Raw genomic sequence first — 15,969 nt, forward strand, 5'->3', positions numbered from 1 at the left:
GGAGGTGGCGTCTGTGGAGGGCAGGCGTGGCGCGGGGAGGGTGGGGGGGGCTTCTGGGCGCACCCACGCGGAAGGCGCCCCGCCCCCCGCCCCCCCCCCCCCCCCCCCCCCCCCGCGGTGCTGACGCGGATGCTCGTCCGCCCGGAGGTCAGCTCTACGTGACGGCGGACCGCTCCCGCCACAGGGTCGCGAGCGACGCGTCACCTGTCACGGCCGGGAACGGCAACCGGTTCCACAACGCCAGGTAGAGCCGGCCCGCCGGCCCGGTGATCTCGCAGTCGGCCTCCCCGCCGGCGTCCCCGTCGGCGTTCCGCTCCGTCACGGGCGGCTCGGCCGACAGTCGTACGGTCCAGACGGCGTCGTCGCTCGCGGCCGAAGGGTCCGCAGGGTGGTCCGCAGGGTCCGCCGCGTCCGTCGCCCGGATCCGCAGGACCCGAGGCCGGTCGGTGCGCACCTTGCTCCTGGAGCGGGCGTGGAAGCCGCTGAGCAGTTCGTCGATGCCGTCGGCCGCGAAGCCGGCGGTGAACTCCCCGGCGACCTCCTCGGGCGGGCGGCCGCGCGCCGACTCGGCGTCCACCCGGTGCACGGCCGTCTCGTGCGCCTGCCGCCTCGCCCAGAACGCGAGCGGCGAGGGCGCGGGCAGGAAGTGCCAGCACTCCACGTCGGGAGGGGCGGAGGCCAGCGTGTCGACGAGCAGGCGGTGCCCCTCGCGGAACCAGGCGAGCAGTTCGGCGCCGTCGAGGTCCGGCAGACCGTCCTCCGGGTGGTACGCGGTACGGCCCTCGGCCACGAACGAGCCGGCCCAGCGGTGCACCATGCCCGTGTGCCGCAGCAGGTCCCTGACCTGCCAGTCCGGACAGGTCGGCACCTTGGCGTCGGCCCCGGCGTCGGCCGCCGCGTCGGCCAGCGCCCGGCCTTCCCGGTCGAGGATGCGGATGAACTCGGCGGTCTCCATGGGGGTGAGTCTGCCGGATGGAGGGCGGATGGAGGCACGGCTTGTGTCTCTCAAGCGGTTTCCGCGTGTTCCCGCGTGCACGGCCGCCGCGGTCGCGCTCGCCGGCGGTCGTGCTTCCCCGCGGTCGCGATCCTCGGCCCCGCTAGGGCCTGTCCGGCCGATCAAGTCGCAGGAAAGCGACGGTGCCTGGGTAGTGCCGGTGAGCGGGGTGTGGTGCGTGCAGCTGCAAGGCGGAGGAGGGCGTCGACGCGACGGGGGTCCCCCCGTGCGAGCGCAGCCGAGCGCGGGGGAGTCGGCAACCGACGACAACGCCGTTGGGGGTGCCCCCTCTGGGGGAGGGCGTGCCACACCCCGCGTCTGCGGCATGATCGGCCGGACAGGTAAGTCACCAGCATTGGTCCTAGGCCGCCCGCCGCGTACCCAGCCCGATGAGCGCGGCCAGGCCCGCCAGGAATGCCACGCTGGTGAGGGCGACGGGCAGGGAGAACCACTCGGCCATGAAACCGATGGCGGGCGGGCCGAGCAGCATGCCGCCATAGCCGAGGGTGGACGCGACGGCCACGCCACTGGGCCCGGCCAGCGTGCCCGCGCGTTCGACGGCCACCGGAAAGAGGTTGGCCAGCCCGATCCCCGTGACCAGATACCCCAGCAGCGCCGCCCACAGGGCCGGGGCCAGGGAGCCGAGCAGCATTCCGGCCGCCGCGACGGAACCGCCGATCACCACCGTGCGGGTGCGGCCGAGCCGTTCGAGCAGCGTGGTGCCGGTCAGCCTGCCGATGGTCATGGCGAGCGCGAAACAGGAGTAACCGATGGCCGCGACCCCGGCCGAGGAGCCCAGGTCCTGTTGGAGGTGGAGTGCGCCCCAGTCGGCGAGGGCGCCCTCGCCGTAGGCCGTGCAGAGGGCGATGAGACCGAAGACGAGGACAAGACGGCGGGTGCGGGGCGAACTGGCGGAGGCGGGGGAGCGGGAGTCGCGGTGGCCGGATCCGTCACGCGCCGCCGCCTCGGTGCGCCGGGTCCCGGCGACGTCGTCCGGTGGCCGGGGTGCTTCCAGCCGTAGCAGCGCGGGGCCGGCCAGGGCCGTCACCAGCAGGCCGATGATCCCGAGGCCGAGCAGATGGCGGGTGGGGGACAGGGAGCCCGCGACCAGCCCGCCCAGCCCGGCGCCGATCATGCCGCCCAGGCTGAAGGCCGCGTGGAAGGTGGGCATGATCGGCCTGCGCAACGCGCCGACCAGATCGACGGCCGCGCTGTTGAAGGCGACGTTGATACCGCCGTAAGCGCTTCCGAAGACGAACAGCGCCGCACCGAGCATCGGCACCGAGTGGGTCAGCGGGGGCAGGGTGACGCTCAGGGAGAGCAGCACCGCGCAGACGACGGTGACCGGATGGCTGCCGTAGCGGCGGCAGAGGCGGCCGGTCAGGGTCATCGTGACGACCGCTCCCGCGGACACGCCGAGGAGTGCCAGTCCGAGGGCGCCGGCGGAGGCACCGGTCTGCTCCTTGATGGCGGGGATGCGCACGACCCAGCCGGCGAAGACGAAGCCGTCGAGGGCGAAGAAGGCGGTCAGGGTGATCCGGAGACGGGTGAGGTCACGGCCCGGCACGGCGTTGTGCGAACGGGTTTTGTTTATTTGCGGCACAAAGTCAGGCTAGGTCGGTGCGCGGGGCGGGGCAAGGGACGGTGCGCCCGAGCGCGCTGGGCTCGGGCGCCGGCCCGTGTCGGCGTCGTCAGGACCGCGTCGTCAGGACCGCGTCGTCAGGACCGCGTCGTCAGGGTCGCGTCGTCAGGGTCGCGGTGTCAGGGTCGCGGTGTCAGGGTCGCGGACCCCGCACGCAGCGCGAACGCGGCCGGGCCGTGGGCGGGCGCGTGCCCCGAAAGTCGCGAAGAGTGGCATGCGGGGTTGTGGTTGGTCTGGAAGGGCCGGACGACGATCGAGCCACGAGCAGCACGGCCCGAGCGCCGTATCCAGGTTCGCTGCTCGCGAGGAACCGGACACGGCTGCCAGTGGGCTGCCGCCCGCAGCGGCGAAAGGACGGCCTGACGATGACCGGGCAACCGGCCTCCCCCACCCCGCGGCCCCCGGGTCCGAACGCCTTGCCCGTGGGGCCGGAGCGGCATCGACATGGACACGCTTCGCCGAGTCATGGATCGGCGAGCAGACCGGCACGCGCACGCCTCACGAAGCTTGACGGCCCGCCGGTCCCCGTCGCGATGAGGGGGGCTGAGCGATTCAGCCGGAGTTCCTGCCGCCGGCGGTCCTCACCCCCGCGACCCCCGCGCGGCCGTTCGAAGTTCCGTTCGGCTCGGGTCGGGGACCTCGAACAAGCGTTACTGCCGCCTGACTTGGTGTTTTAGAGTGGGCTGGTCAGTGCTGGAGACACCAGAACCTGTGAGGTACACGCGAACCATGACGACTGAAACGTTTGAGTTCCAGGTAGAGGCCCGTCAGCTGCTCCAGTTGATGATCCACTCGGTCTACTCGAACAAGGACGTCTTCCTGCGCGAGCTCGTCTCCAACGCCTCCGACGCGCTGGACAAGCTGCGTCTGGCCGCGCTGAAGCACGACGCGCCCGGCGCCGACGTCTCCGACCTGCACATCGAGATCGAGGCCGACGGCGAGGCCCGTACGCTCACCGTGCGGGACAACGGCATCGGGATGTCGTACGACGAGGTGGGCCGGCTGATCGGCACCATCGCCAACTCGGGCACGGCGCGGTTCGTCGAGGAGCTGCGCGAGGCGCAGGACGCGGGTGGGGCCGAGGGACTCATCGGCCAGTTCGGCGTCGGCTTCTACTCCGGCTTCATGGTGGCCGACGAGATGACCCTGGTGACCCGGCGCGCCGGCGAGAGCCAGGGCACCCGGTGGTCGTCGCGCGGGGAGGGCACGTACACGCTGGAGACGGTGGCGGACGCGCCGCAGGGCACCTCGGTCACCCTGCACCTCAAGCCGGCCGACTCCGACGACCAGCTGCACGACTACACCTCCGCCTGGACGATCAAGGACATCGTCAAGCGGTACTCGGACTTCATCACCTGGCCAATCCGGCTGGTACCGAAGAAGACCGGCACGACGGGCGAGACGGATCATGCCGACGCGACCGACGCGACCGACGCGACCGACGGCACCGACGGGACCGACGGAACCGACAGGACCGACGGAACCGACAGGGAAACCGCTTCCGAGCCCGAGACGCTGAACTCGATGAAGGCGCTGTGGGCGCGCTCGCGCGAGGAGGTGTCCGACGACGAGTACCACGAGCTGTACAAGCACATCAGCCACGACTGGCGCGAGCCGCTGGAGACGATCCGGCTCCAGGCGGAGGGCACCTTCGAGTACCAGGCGCTGCTGTTCGTCCCCTCGCACGCCCCGCACGACCTCTACACGCAGGGCCACAAGCGCGGCGTGCAGCTGTACGTGAAGCGCGTCTTCATCATGGACGACTGCGAGGCGCTGCTGCCGTCCTACCTGCGGTTCGTCAAGGGTGTGGTCGACGCGGCGGACCTCTCGCTGAACGTCTCCCGCGAGATCCTCCAGCAGGACCGCCACATCCGGATGATGCAGCGCCGGCTGACCAAGAAGATCCTCTCCACGGTCAAGGACACCATGACCGCGGCCCCGGAGCGATACGCCACGTTCTGGCGGGAGTTCGGCTCCGTCCTGAAGGAGGGGCTGCTCTCCGACCCCGACAACCGTGAGGCCCTCCTCGCCGTCGCGTCGTTCGCGAGCACGCACGCCGACGACGAGCCCACCACGCTCGCGGGCTACGTGGAGCGGATGAAGGACGGCCAGGAGGACGTCTACTACCTGACCGGCGAGTCCCGCGAGAGCATCGAGAACTCCCCGCACATGGAGGCGTTCCGGGCCAAGGGCATCGAGGTCCTGCTGCTCACCGACCCCGTCGACGAGGTGTGGGTCGACGTGGTGGGCGAGTTCGACGGCAGGCGGCTGCGCTCCGTCGCCAAGGGCGAGGTCGACCTCGGCACGGAGGACGACGCGCAGGCCGACGGCGAGCGCGAGAAGCAGGGCGAGGAGTACGCCGCTCTGCTCGGCTGGATGAAGGAGCAACTCGGCGAGGACGTCAAGGAGGTGCGCCTCTCGTCCCGCCTCACCGTCTCTCCGGCCTGCATCGTCTCCGACGCGAACGACCTCACCCCGGCGCTGGAGAACATGTACCGCGCGATGGGGCAGGAGGTGCCCAAGGCCCAGCGGATCCTGGAACTCAACCCCGGGCACCTGCTGGTGCAGGGCCTGAACCAGGCGTACAAGGAGCGCGAGGACCGCACCGAACTCGCCGGCACCGCCGAGCTGTTGCACGGCCTGGCGGTGCTCGCCGAGGGCGGCCGGCCGAAGGAGCCCGGACGGTTCGTGAAGCTGGTGGCGGACCATCTGGAGCGCGCGCTGTAACGCCCCGACGGGGACGCGACGGGGACGTGACGAAGACCGGGCAGGAGGCCTCCTCCTGCCCGGAATCTTCACCGCCCGCACACCGCATGTGCCAATTGGTTGAGTCATTCAACTAGGCCTACGATGCTGCGCAGTTGTGCCGGCTCGCATCCCCCCACGGAGGCCTCACCATGTCCCATGCCCATGCGCGTCCCGGGGTGACGGGGGATCCCGCGCGGTCGGCGGAGTCCATGGCGGCCGGTGAGTACGCAGCGCCGCGAGCCGGACTCGTCGTCGCCGCGCTGGCCTTCGGCGGGATCGTGGTCTCGCTCATGCAGACCCTGGTGATCCCGATCGTCCCGGAGCTGCCGAAGCTGCTGGACGTCTCCGCCTCCGACGCGGCCTGGGTGGTCACCGCCACCCTCCTCGCGGCCGCCGTCGCCACCCCGGTCATGGGCCGGCTCGGCGACATGTACGGCAAGCGCCGCATGCTGCTCGTCAGCCTCGGCATGCTGATCGCCGGCTCGGTCACCGCCGCGCTCGGTGACGCGCTCGCCCCGCTGATCGTCGGCCGGGCGCTCCAGGGCCTCGCGTCCGGGGTGATCCCGCTCGGCATCAGCGTCATGCGCGACGAACTGCCCGCCGAGCGTCTCGGCTCGGCCACCGCGCTGATGAGTGCCTCCCTCGGGGTCGGTGGCGCGCTCGGGCTGCCCGCCGCCGCGCTCATCGCGGGCCACTTCGACTGGCACGTGCTGTTCTGGACGTCGGCCGCGCTCGGTGCCGTCGCCGCCGTGCTCGTCCTGGCGGTCGTGCCCGAGTCGCCGGTGCGCACCGGCGGCCGCTTCGACCTCGTCGGAGCCCTGGGCGTGGCGGCCGGACTGGTCTGTCTGATGCTGGGGATCTCGAAGGGCGCCGACTGGGGCTGGACGGGCGTCACCACGCTCGGGCTGTTCACCGCCGCCGTGGTCGTCCTGCCGCTGTGGGGGCTCTTCGAACTGCGGGTCGAGGAACCGCTGGTGGACCTGCGTGCCGGCGCCCGCCGTCAGGTGCTGGTGACCAACCTCGCCTCCCTGGCCTTCGGTTTCTCCCTGTTCGCGATGTCCCTGGTCCTTCCCCAGCTCCTCCAGTTGCCTGAGGCGACGGGCTACGGTCTCGGCCGATCCCTGCTGGCCGCCGGCCTGGTCATGGCCCCCACGGGCCTGGTGATGATGGCTACGGCACCGGTTTCCGCCCTGCTTTCCAAGGCGAAGGGCCCCAAGGTCACCCTGATGCTCGGCGCCGTGATCGTGGCCGCCGGGTACGGGCTCACCCTTGTGCTGATGGACGCCGTATGGCAGCTGGTGCTGGTCTCCTGTGTCATCGGGGCCGGCATCGGCTTCGCCTACGGCGCCATGCCCGCGCTGATCATGGGAGCCGTGGACCCCGCCGAGTCGGCCGCCGCGAACAGCCTCAACATTCTGATGCGGTCCATCGGCACCTCCGCCGCCGGCGCGGTCGCCGGGGTGATCCCGGCCCGGATGACCACCCCCTTCGGCACCACCGCCCTGCCCTCCGAGAACGGTTTCAAGGTGGTCATGGTGGTCGGCTCCGGCGCGGCGGTGCTCGCGTTCGTCGTCGCGGCGTTCCTTCCGGGGCGGCGTCGGGCGGGCCCGGCCTCCGCGCAGGCCGCCCCCGAGGGGCAGCCCACCCCGCCCTCCGCCGCCGCCCCGGGACACCGGGTGGCCGCCGCCACCGCCCCGAAGGAACAGGCCGTCGGAGCCGCCGTCGCCGTACCGCTCGCCCGGGCGGTGGCCGAACTGGTCGCGACCGTACCGGGGTTGGCCGACGGCGGACGGACCGGCGGTCACCCCGTGCGCGGCCACGTCCGCGGCGCGGAGCGGGCACCGATGGGCGGTGCCGCCGTCACCCTGATCTCGCTCGGCGGCCGCCAGGTGGGCCGCGCGATCGCCGGGGCCGACGGCGCCTACGCCGTCGAGGCGCCAGGAGAGGGCACGTACGTCCTCATCGCCGCCGCCGACGGCCATCAGCCGCAAGCCACCACCGTGGTGGTCGGGGCCACGCCGGTGACGTACGACGTGCTGCTGAGCGGCACCAGCGGGCTGGCCGGCGCGGTGCGCACCGCGGACGGCGGGGCGCCGGTCGCCGGGGCGGTGGTGGTCGTCACCGACGTCGGCGGGGACGTGCTGGCCACCACGCGGACGGACGGCGCGGGCCAGTTCTCCGTCGTCGAGCTGGTGCCGGGGGCGGTGACCCTCGCGGTCAGCTCGCCCAAGCACCGGCCGCTGGCCCTGCCCGTGCGGATCGGCTCCACCGGGATCACCCGGGTCGACGTCGAACTGCGGCCCGGCGCGCAGGTGCGCGGCACGGTACGCGGCGCCGGCGCTCCGCTGGGCGACGCGCGGGTGACGCTGATGGACGCCGCCGGCAACGTCGTCGCCTCTGCCACGACCGGGAGCGACGGGGCGTACGCCTTCTCCGACCTGGACAGCGGCTGGTACACCGTCACAGCCACCGGCTACCCACCCCGTGCGACCGGGATCACCCTCGGCGGCGACGGCGTGGACGACCACGACATCGAACTCGCCCACACCGGAGGCTAGTTCGCTGCGCGGCCGGCGAGGGGGCGCCCGGGTCGTCACACCGTGACGACCCGGACCCCGGCCTCCTCGAACCGGCGTACCGTCCCCGCGTCCGCCGCCGTGTCCGTGACCAGGACGTCCACCGCGTCGGTCGCGCAGATCCGGGCGAACGCGCGCCGCCGCAGCTTGCTGGAGTCGGTGGCGACCACGACCCGCTCCGCGCGTTCGCACAGCAGCCGGTTGACCGCCGCCTCGGCCTCGTCGTGCGCGGCGGCGCCGTGCGTCACGTCGAAGGACCCGACCCCGAGCACCGCCACGTCGAGGGTGATCTGCCCCAGCACCCCGTCCGCGAGCGGCCCGACCAGCTCGTACGACTGGGCGCGCGCCACCCCGCCGGTCACCACGATCTTGAACTGGGGCCGCACGGCCAGCTCGCCCGCGATGTTCAGCGCGTTCGTGACGACGGTCAGCGCCGGCGAGCCGGACGCCAGGTCCGCGCGGACGGCCAGCGCCCGCGCCACCTCCGTCGTGGTCGTACCCCCGGTCAGCCCGACCGCCTCACCGGGCGCGACCAGATCCGCCACCGCCCGGGCGATCCGCAGCTTCTCGGAGGCGTGCCGGGCCGTCTTGTAGCGCAGCGGCAGCTCGTACGACACCCCGTGCACCACCGCGCCGCCCCGGGTGCGCACCAGCATCTGCTGCTCGGCGAGCTGGTCGAAGTCGCGCCGGATCGTCGCGGCCGACACCGACAGCTGAGCCGCCGCGTCCTCCACGTCCAGTCGGCCACGCTCGACGAGCAGCTCCAGCAAGGCCTTCCAGCGGGTGTCGCGGGACATCGGCGGTCTCCGTTCGCATGCTTGAAGTTGTTCGAAAGATGCCTCTATCTTGCAGGAACAAGCATCGCTGGGAGGGGTGGGGCATGACGTACGTCGAGGACGAGCTGGCCGGCCAGCCCGAGTGCTGGACCCGCGTCGCGGCCGAAGCCGGCCGGTACACGGGGGAGTTGCCGACACCGGGGGAGCGGGTCGCGATCGTCGGCTGCGGCACCTCCTTCTTCATGGCCCAGGCGGCCGCCGCCCTGCGTGAGGGCGCGGGCCACGGCGAGACCGACGCCTTCGCCGCCTCCGTCTTCCCCCACGGACGCGCCTACGACCGAGTCGTCGCCCTCACCCGCTCGGGCACCACCACCGAGGTGCTCGACCTGCTCGCCCGACTGCGCGGCCACACCCGCACGACCGCGATCACCGCCGACCCGCACACCCCCGTCATGCGCGCCGCCGACCAGGTCGTGGTCCTGGCCTATGCCGACGAACGCTCCGTCGTGCAGACGAGGTTCGCGACCACCGCGCTCACCCTGCTCCGCGCCCACCTCGGCCTGCACCCGGACGCCGCCGTCGCCGACGCCCGCACCGCCCTCGCCGAGCCGCTGCCCGAAGGGCTCGTGGACTGCGGGCAGTTCACCTTCCTGGGGCACGGCTGGACCGTCGGCCTCGCGAACGAGGCCGCCCTGAAGATGCGCGAGGCGGCCCTGGCCTGGACCGAGTCGTACCCCGCGATGGAGTACCGGCACGGGCCCGTCAGCATCAGCACCGCCGGCACGGCCACCTGGATGCTCGGCGAGGCCCCCGAGGGCCTGGCCGAACAGGTCCGGGCCACCGGCGCGTTGTGGATTCCCGCCGCCCTGGACCCGCTCGCCGAACTGGTCCGCGCCCAGCGCCTGGCCGTGGCCGTCGCCGCCGCCCGCGGCCTCGACCCGGACCGGCCCCGCCACCTCACCCGCTCGGTGATCCTCTGACCGGTCCCCCAGGAGGTGCCGTGCCCCTCACCACCACCGGCGAACTGGTCGTCCGCGCCCGCGAGGCCCGTGCCGCCGTCGCCGCCTTCAACATCATCACGCTGGAGCACGTCGAGGCGGTCGTCGCCGGCGCCGAGGCCGCCCGCGCGCCCGTCGTCCTCCAGGTCAGCGAGAACGCGGTCGCGTTCCGCGGCGGGCGCCTGCTGCCGCTGGCCCGCGCCGCGGCCGTCGCCGCCGAACACGCCGCCGTACCGGTCGCGTTGCACCTCGACCACGTCCGGAGCGACCGCCTGCTTTACCAGGCCGCCGACGCCGGGTTCAGCTCCGTGATGTACGACGCCTCCCGGCTCCCGTACGACGAGAATCTCGCCGCGACCCGGGCCGCCGTCGACCGGGCGCACGCCCAAGGGCTGTGGATCGAGGCGGAGTTGGGGGAGATCGGCGGCAAGGGCGCCCATGCGCCGGGGGCCCGCACCGATCCCGTCGAGGCTCGCGCGTTCGTCGCGGACTCGGGGGTGGACGCGCTGGCCGTGGCCATCGGCAGCGTCCACGCGATGACCACCCGCACCGCCACCCTCGACCACGCGCTCCTCGCACGTCTGGCCACCGCCCTCGACGTGCCGCTCGTCCTGCACGGCTCCTCCGGCGTCCCGGACGACGAGCTGACCACCGCCGTCACGGGCGGCATCACCAAGGTCAACATCGGCACCGCCCTCAACCAGGCCATGACCGGCGCGATCCGGGAGCACCTCGCCACCCACCCGGAGGCGGTCGACTCCCGCACCTACCTGAGCGCGGCCCGCGACGCGATGGCGCGGACCGTGGAGCGGCTCACCCGCCTGCTCAGCCCTTCCTGACCGCCCGCAGCACCACGAACTTCCGGTCCCCGGCGATCACTTCGCCGTTCCCGAACAGCCGCTTCAGCTTCACGTGATAGCCGAGGTGACGGTTGCCCACCACCCACAGCTCGCCGCCCGGCCGCAGCACCCGCCGCGCCCCGCTGAACATCCGCCACGCCGTCGCGTCCGTCGTCGCCTGGTGGGAGTGGAACGGCGGGTTGTTCAGCACGAGGTCCACACTGTCGTCCGGCACCCCGTCCAGGCCGTCCCCGACCCGGAACTCGGCGTGCCCCGGCACCCCGTTGGCCTTGTACGTCGCCTCCGCCGAGGCCACCGCCTGGAACGACTCGTCCGTGAACAGCACCTCGGCCGCCGGGTTGGCCAGCGCCACCGCCGTCCCGACGATCCCGTTGCCGCAGCCCAGGTCGACCACCCGCCGGGTGCCGTGGGTCTCCGGCAGGTGCTGGAGGAAGAACCGGGTGCCGATGTCGAGCCGGTCCGCGCAGAACACGCCCGCGTGGTTGACGACCGGGCGGCCGGCGAGCGCGCGGCCGAGGTCGCCGGGCAGATCGTAGGCGTACGGCCACGGGGTGGCGGGGCGCGCCAGTGACGGGTCCGGGGTGCAGAAGATCAGCCGGGCCTTCTGCTCGGCCAGGGAGGTCCGGGTCGGGCCGAGGATCCGCTCGAACAGCCGCAGCGTCGAGGTGTGGATCTCCTTCACCATGCCGGTGCCGACCACGACCGTGTCCGCGTGCACGGCGGGCGCCAGGCGCAGCAGCTGGTCCTCCAGCAGCGCGAGGCTCTTCGGCACCCGGACCAGCAGCACGTCGATCCGCTCCGGCACCGGGTCCTGGGTCGTGAGCAGCAGGACCGAGCCGGGCTCGACGCCGGCCCGCGCGAGGTTCGCCCGCGTCGCCTCCTGCCCCAGCCAGGAGTCGGTGATCTGGGTCGGGCGGTGCGCCGCGAGCGCCGTGACCAGCGCGCCCCAGCGGTCGCCGAGCACCACGACCGTGCCGGTCAGCGGAACGTCCTGCTCCGCGAGGTGTCTGAGCAGGTAGGTGTCGGAGGCGTCCCAGGCGCGCAGCCGGTCGCGCGGATCCTCGGGGTGGCGGGCCAGGGCGGCCTCGCCCCACGGCGTCGTCATACGGTCGTTCATCGTGGGTCAAGGCTAGCCGAGCCGCAGCTCAGACCCCGTGGGGCAGGATGGGCATCATGGACGGCGAGCTGTTTCCCCGCGAACGCGTCCAGATCGCGCCGGGCGCGGTGCACGTGCCCGACTGGCTGGACCCGGACCACCAGCGCGAGCTGCTGCGGGCCTGCCGGGCGTGGGCCCGCCCGCTGGCCGGACTGCGCACGGTCCGCACCCCCGGCGGCGGCACGATGACCGCCCGCCAGGTCTGCCTGGGCTGGCACTGGTACCCGTACGCCTACGCCCGCACGGTCACCGACGGGGACGGCGCGCCGGTGAAGCCTTTCCCGGCGTGGCTGGGCGAGCTGGGCCGGCGGGCGGTGGCCGACGCGCTCGGCACCGCCGGGGAGTCCTACGACATCGCGCTGATCAACTTCTACGACGGGGACGCCCGGATGGGCATGCACCGCGACGCCGACGAGCGGTCCGACGCGCCGGTGGTCTCCCTCAGCCTCGGCGACACCTGCGTCTTCCGCTTCGGCAACACCGAGACCCGCACCCGGCCCTGGACCGACGTCGAACTGCGCAGCGGCGACCTGTTCGTCTTCGGCGGGCCGTCCCGCCAGGCCTACCACGGCGTGCCCCGCGTCCTGCCCGGCACGGCCCCGGCCGCCCTGGGCCTGACCGGACGGCTGAACATCACCCTGCGGGTCAGCGGCTTCCCCGGCACCGGCTGAGGAACGGATCATGGGAGACTCCCCCTCATGAGCGGCAAGGCGGACCCCCGGACGGCGGGGGAAGGAACCACCTCGAGGGCGCGGCTGGACCGGGGGCGCGGTGCGCTCGGCCCCGCGTTGGAGCTGGTGCACACCGGACGTGCCCCCACCCGGGCGGTGCTCACCGCCGAGCTCGGCGTCACCCGCGCCACGGCGGGCGCGGTCGCCGCGGAGCTGGAGGCGCTGGGCCTGATCCGGGTCGACGCCCGGCCCGGCGCCGCCGCCGGCTCCCAGGGCCGCCCCTCGCACCGGCTGGACGTCGCCGAGGACGGACCGGTCGCCCTGGCCGCCCAGGTGCACTCCGACGGGTTCCGGGCCGCGCTGGTCGGGCTCGGCGGGCGGATCGTGGCCACCACCCCGAGCTGCGAGGCCGTCGACGCCGACCCGGCGAAGGTGCTCGGCGCCGCCGTCGACGCCGGCGCCGAACTGCTGCGGCGGACCGGACGCCGGTGCGTGGGCGCCGGACTCGCCGTACCGTCCGCCGTCGCAGAACCCGAGGGTCTGGCCCTCAATCCCCTCCACCTGGCCTGGCCGGTGGGGGCGCGGGTGCGGGAGATCTTCGCCGACCGGGTCCGGGACGCCGGGATCACCGGGGCCGCCTTCGCGGGCAACGACGTCAACCTCGCCGCACTCGCCGAACACCGGCACGGCGCCGGGCGCGGCGCCCGCGACCTGCTGTGCGTGGCCACCGGGCACCGGGGCGTCGGTGGCGCGCTCGTCCTCGACGGCCGTCTGCACACGGGCAGTTCGGGCCTCGCCCTGGAGGTCGGCCACCTCACCGTCAACCCCGAGGGCCGCCCCTGCCACTGCGGCAGCCGCGGCTGCCTCGACGTCGAGGCCGATCCGCTCGCCCTCCTCACCACCGCCGGGCGCGACCCCGGCCCCGAGGGCTCCCTGCTCCAGCAGGCCAACGAACTGGTCCGCGAGGAGTACGGCGACCCCGTGGTCCGCACGGCCGCCGAGGCCCTGATCGACCGGCTCGGCCTGGGCCTGGCCGGACTGGTGAACATCCTCAACCCCGACCGGATCATCCTCGGGGGTCTGCACCGCACCCTCCTGGACGCCGACCCCGACCGGCTGCGGGCGGTCGTCGCGGACCGCAGCCTCTGGGGCCGCAGCGGCGGAGTCCCCATCCTCGCCTGCTCCCTCGACCACAACAGCCTGGTCGGCGCGGCCGAGTTGGCCTGGCAGCCGGTGCTCGACGATCCGCTGGCGGCGCTCGTCGAGGTCTGAACATCCGCCCGCCCACGGATGCCGGGACCGTGTCAGTCGTCCGCGCAGGCGGCGGCGCGGAAGTCGGCGAACGAATCGGTGCGGTAGCCGTCGTCGTCGGCGCCGGTCACGTCACCCGTGAAGTGGCGCACCTGGCCCGGCGTGAGACCGGCCAGCTGCGCGGGGGTGAAGGACACGTGGCCCGTCGACCAGGAGTTGTCCTCGGTCCAGCCGTACAGGGTGTACGTGCGCCCGGCTTCCAGCCGGTCCGGCATCGGCTTCTCGACGGTCCAGCCCGCGACGCCGCCGGCCAGCGGCCAGGTGACGAAACCGGTCGCGGCCCGGGTGCGGCTCCATGTCGCGAGCGTCTCCCCGTCCCCGTCCCCGTCCCCGTTCCCGTCACCCTCACTCGTGCCGTCGTCGGTGTACAACGTGACGCCGTCGATGTGGTCGTGACAGACCATCAGCACCCCGACCGGCTGTCCGTCCTCGGTCACCGTGACGCCCGTGCTGCCCGCGACCTCCACCGTGCAGCCGGTCAGCGAGGCCGCCAGCACGGCCGTACCGGCGCATACCACGACCGCGTAACGGATCCGCATGATCCACTCCCCTCGACGAGACCTCTCCCTCCCTGTGACTACCAGTCGCGTGCCGCCGCCGACAGCCGGTCGCGGACCCGGAGTACCTCGGGATTGGCCTCGGCGCCCGGGCTGGACGAGGAACAGGGTGTTGAGCGGCGGTTCCTCGGGGGCGTGCAGCCGCGCGAGACGGCCCGCGTCCAGGTACTCCTGGCACAAGGAGTACGGCAGGACGCTGTGACCGGCACCCGCGTTGACGGCGGACAGCACCGCGTAGAGGTTCGGCACGGTGACCGCGGCCCGCGCGGTGAGCTGCTTGCCGAAGACGTTCCGCCAGTAGCGGCGGGCGATGGGCAGGTCCTCGGCGTAGGTGATCAGCGGGACGTCCCGCAGCGCGGCGCACAGGTCACCGGCCTCGGGATGGGCGGCCGTCCGCCGGGCCCAGGCGGGGGAGGCGACCAGGACGTACTCCTCGTCGGCCAACGGCACCGACTCCAGGGCGCGGCCGCGCGGCCGCCGGGTGGCGACCACCAGATCGTGCCGCCCGGCCCGCATCTCCTCCAGGAGCGGCTCGGTCAGCCCCTGGGTGACCCGCAGCTCCAGCCCGTCGGCGACCAGCGGCGCCAACGCGGGCAGCACCCGTACGCACATCAGCGCGACGGGCTCGTGCGCGCCGCGGCGCAGTAGGTTGAGACCATGACCGACAAGATCACCGTGAGTGTCCTGGGAACCGGCATCATGGGCGCGGCGATGGCCCGCAACCTCGCCCGCGCCGGACACACCGTCCGCGCCTGGAACCGCACCCGCGCCAAGGCCGAGCCGCTGACCGCCGACGGCATCGCGGTCGTCGACACCCCCGCCGAGGCCGTGCGCGACGCGGACGTGGTCCTGACCATGCTGTACGACGGCCCCGCCACGCTGGAGGTCATGCGCGAGGCCGCGACCGCCCTGCGCCGGGGTGCCGTCTGGGCGCAGTCCACGACGGCCGGGACCGAGGCGATCGCCGGCCTGGCCGCCTTCGCCGACGAGCACGGGCTGGTGTTCTTCGACGCGCCGGTGCTGGGCACCCGCCAGCCCGCCGAGGCCGGTCAGCTGACGGTTCTGGCGGCCGGTCCGGCCGGACACCGGGACGCGGTGGCGCCCGTCTTCGACGCGGTCGGCGCCCGTACGGTGTGGACCGGCGAGGACGGTGGCGCGGGCAGCGCGACCCGGCTGAAGCTGGTGGCCAACAGTTGGGTTCTCGCGGCCACCGCCGCGGCCGGTGAGGTACTCGCCCTGTCGCAGGCCCTGGGTGTCGACCCGGAGGCGTTCTTCGGGCTGATCGCGGGCGGACCGCTGGACATGGGCTACCTGCGCGCCAAGACGGGCCTGGTGCTCGAAGAGCGGTTGTCGCCCGCCCAGTTCGCGGTCACGACGGCGGCCAAGGACGCGCGGCTCATCGTCGAGGCCGGCCGGAACAACGGCGTCCGACTGGACGTGGCGGCCGCGACCGCCGACCGGATGGAGCGGGCCGCCGCGCAGGGACACGGCGACGAGGACATGGCCGCCGCGTACTTCGCGAGCTTCGACGAGAACGCCTGAACCACGCGGGTCCGGCGTCGTGTCGGGGGGGGGGGGGGGGGGGGGGGGGGGGGGTGGGGGGGGGACCAAAGCACCCCCACAGCGGGGGGGGGAGTGCCCCAGCCGGGCGACACAAGGAACGGAGAAGGGGGAGCCCTG

General features: G+C 73.5%; 12 protein-coding genes and 1 pseudogene. 7 read left to right on the plus strand and 6 right to left on the minus strand.

The genetic code is table 11. The annotated features are described in order from the left end of the window. Positions 1-154: 154 nt before the first annotated feature. Both ACZ6D7_RS20420 and ACZ6D7_RS20425 read right to left on the minus strand, forming a co-directional pair. A complete protein-coding gene (locus tag ACZ6D7_RS20420) occupies positions 155-955 on the minus strand; it encodes a maleylpyruvate isomerase family mycothiol-dependent enzyme (RefSeq protein ID WP_469492237.1) in 801 nt (266 codons plus the stop codon). A 400-nt stretch (positions 956-1,355) separates the two neighbouring features. Beyond that, the gene (locus ACZ6D7_RS20425) at positions 1,356-2,561 is read right to left on the minus strand and encodes an MFS transporter (protein WP_469493015.1); all 1,206 of its coding nucleotides are present in this window, start codon (positions 2,559-2,561) and stop codon (positions 1,356-1,358) included. 804 nt (positions 2,562-3,365) lie between these two features. Here ACZ6D7_RS20425 and htpG point away from each other — a divergent pair. Further along, positions 3,366-5,363, plus strand: coding sequence for a molecular chaperone HtpG (gene htpG / locus ACZ6D7_RS20430; RefSeq protein ID WP_469492239.1), 1,998 nt, complete (start codon positions 3,366-3,368; stop codon positions 5,361-5,363). A gap of 170 nt (positions 5,364-5,533) precedes the next feature. Next, entirely contained in the window at positions 5,534-7,942 is a 2,409-nt protein-coding gene (locus ACZ6D7_RS20435; RefSeq protein ID WP_469492241.1) for an MFS transporter, read from the plus strand. A 35-nt stretch (positions 7,943-7,977) separates the two neighbouring features. Here ACZ6D7_RS20435 and ACZ6D7_RS20440 read toward each other — a convergent pair whose 3' ends face one another. Continuing rightward, entirely contained in the window at positions 7,978-8,757 is a 780-nt protein-coding gene (locus ACZ6D7_RS20440; RefSeq protein ID WP_469492243.1) for a DeoR/GlpR family DNA-binding transcription regulator, read from the minus strand. An 83-nt stretch (positions 8,758-8,840) separates the two neighbouring features. Here ACZ6D7_RS20440 and ACZ6D7_RS20445 point away from each other — a divergent pair, with 83 nt between their 5' ends. Further along, the gene (locus ACZ6D7_RS20445) at positions 8,841-9,716 is read left to right on the plus strand and encodes an SIS domain-containing protein (protein ID WP_469492245.1); all 876 of its coding nucleotides are present in this window, start codon (positions 8,841-8,843) and stop codon (positions 9,714-9,716) included. Positions 9,717-9,736: 20 nt separating this feature from the next. Then, a complete protein-coding gene (locus tag ACZ6D7_RS20450; protein WP_469492247.1) occupies positions 9,737-10,573 on the plus strand; it encodes a class II fructose-bisphosphate aldolase in 837 nt (278 codons plus the stop codon). Here ACZ6D7_RS20450 and ACZ6D7_RS20455 read toward each other — a convergent pair. Continuing rightward, the gene (locus ACZ6D7_RS20455; RefSeq protein ID WP_469493018.1) at positions 10,560-11,699 is read right to left on the minus strand and encodes a methyltransferase; all 1,140 of its coding nucleotides are present in this window, start codon (positions 11,697-11,699) and stop codon (positions 10,560-10,562) included. The genes ACZ6D7_RS20450 and ACZ6D7_RS20455 overlap by 14 nt on opposite strands. A gap of 68 nt (positions 11,700-11,767) precedes the next feature. On the opposite strand from ACZ6D7_RS20455, the gene ACZ6D7_RS20460 reads away from it, so the two are divergent. Both ACZ6D7_RS20460 and ACZ6D7_RS20465 read left to right on the plus strand, forming a co-directional pair. Beyond that, positions 11,768-12,421, plus strand: a complete 654-nt coding sequence (locus tag ACZ6D7_RS20460; protein ID WP_469492249.1) for an alpha-ketoglutarate-dependent dioxygenase AlkB family protein — start codon at positions 11,768-11,770, stop codon at positions 12,419-12,421. 27 nt (positions 12,422-12,448) lie between these two features. Then, positions 12,449-13,693 (plus strand): ROK family protein, encoded by a 1,245-nt coding sequence (locus ACZ6D7_RS20465; RefSeq protein WP_469492251.1) that lies wholly within the window; start codon positions 12,449-12,451, stop codon positions 13,691-13,693. 32 nt (positions 13,694-13,725) lie between these two features. Here the strand turns inward: ACZ6D7_RS20465 and ACZ6D7_RS20470 are convergent, their stop codons facing one another. Both ACZ6D7_RS20470 and ACZ6D7_RS20475 read right to left on the minus strand, forming a co-directional pair. Beyond that, the gene (locus tag ACZ6D7_RS20470) at positions 13,726-14,271 is read right to left on the minus strand and encodes a hypothetical protein (RefSeq protein WP_469492253.1); all 546 of its coding nucleotides are present in this window, start codon (positions 14,269-14,271) and stop codon (positions 13,726-13,728) included. Positions 14,272-14,309: 38 nt separating this feature from the next. Beyond that, a pseudogene (locus ACZ6D7_RS20475) lies at positions 14,310-14,913 on the minus strand (substrate-binding domain-containing protein); the annotation flags it as partial. A 33-nt stretch (positions 14,914-14,946) separates the two neighbouring features. On the opposite strand from ACZ6D7_RS20475, the gene ACZ6D7_RS20480 reads away from it, so the two are divergent. Beyond that, entirely contained in the window at positions 14,947-15,831 is an 885-nt protein-coding gene (locus ACZ6D7_RS20480; RefSeq protein ID WP_469492255.1) for an NAD(P)-dependent oxidoreductase, read from the plus strand. Positions 15,832-15,969 lie beyond the last annotated feature (138 nt).

Source organism: Streptomyces sp. NPDC041784 (assembly GCF_055591025.1).

What these genes read in the sequence shown, in the direction of transcription:
- ACZ6D7_RS20470 (WP_469492253.1), bottom strand. Translation starts at nt 14,271, where the DNA reads ATGCGGATCCGTTACGCGGTCGTGGTATGCGCCGGTACGGCCGTGCTG.
- ACZ6D7_RS20445 (WP_469492245.1), top strand. Translation starts at nt 8,841, where the DNA reads ATGACGTACGTCGAGGACGAGCTGGCCGGCCAGCCCGAGTGCTGGACC.
- ACZ6D7_RS20455 (WP_469493018.1), bottom strand. Translation starts at nt 11,699, where the DNA reads ATGACGACGCCGTGGGGCGAGGCCGCCCTGGCCCGCCACCCCGAGGAT.
- ACZ6D7_RS20420 (WP_469492237.1), bottom strand. Translation starts at nt 955, where the DNA reads ATGGAGACCGCCGAGTTCATCCGCATCCTCGACCGGGAAGGCCGGGCG.
- htpG (WP_469492239.1), top strand. Translation starts at nt 3,366, where the DNA reads ATGACGACTGAAACGTTTGAGTTCCAGGTAGAGGCCCGTCAGCTGCTC.
- ACZ6D7_RS20440 (WP_469492243.1), bottom strand. Translation starts at nt 8,757, where the DNA reads ATGTCCCGCGACACCCGCTGGAAGGCCTTGCTGGAGCTGCTCGTCGAG.
- ACZ6D7_RS20480 (WP_469492255.1), top strand. Translation starts at nt 14,947, where the DNA reads ATGACCGACAAGATCACCGTGAGTGTCCTGGGAACCGGCATCATGGGC.
- ACZ6D7_RS20465 (WP_469492251.1), top strand. Translation starts at nt 12,449, where the DNA reads ATGAGCGGCAAGGCGGACCCCCGGACGGCGGGGGAAGGAACCACCTCG.
- ACZ6D7_RS20460 (WP_469492249.1), top strand. Translation starts at nt 11,768, where the DNA reads ATGGACGGCGAGCTGTTTCCCCGCGAACGCGTCCAGATCGCGCCGGGC.
- ACZ6D7_RS20435 (WP_469492241.1), top strand. Translation starts at nt 5,534, where the DNA reads ATGTCCCATGCCCATGCGCGTCCCGGGGTGACGGGGGATCCCGCGCGG.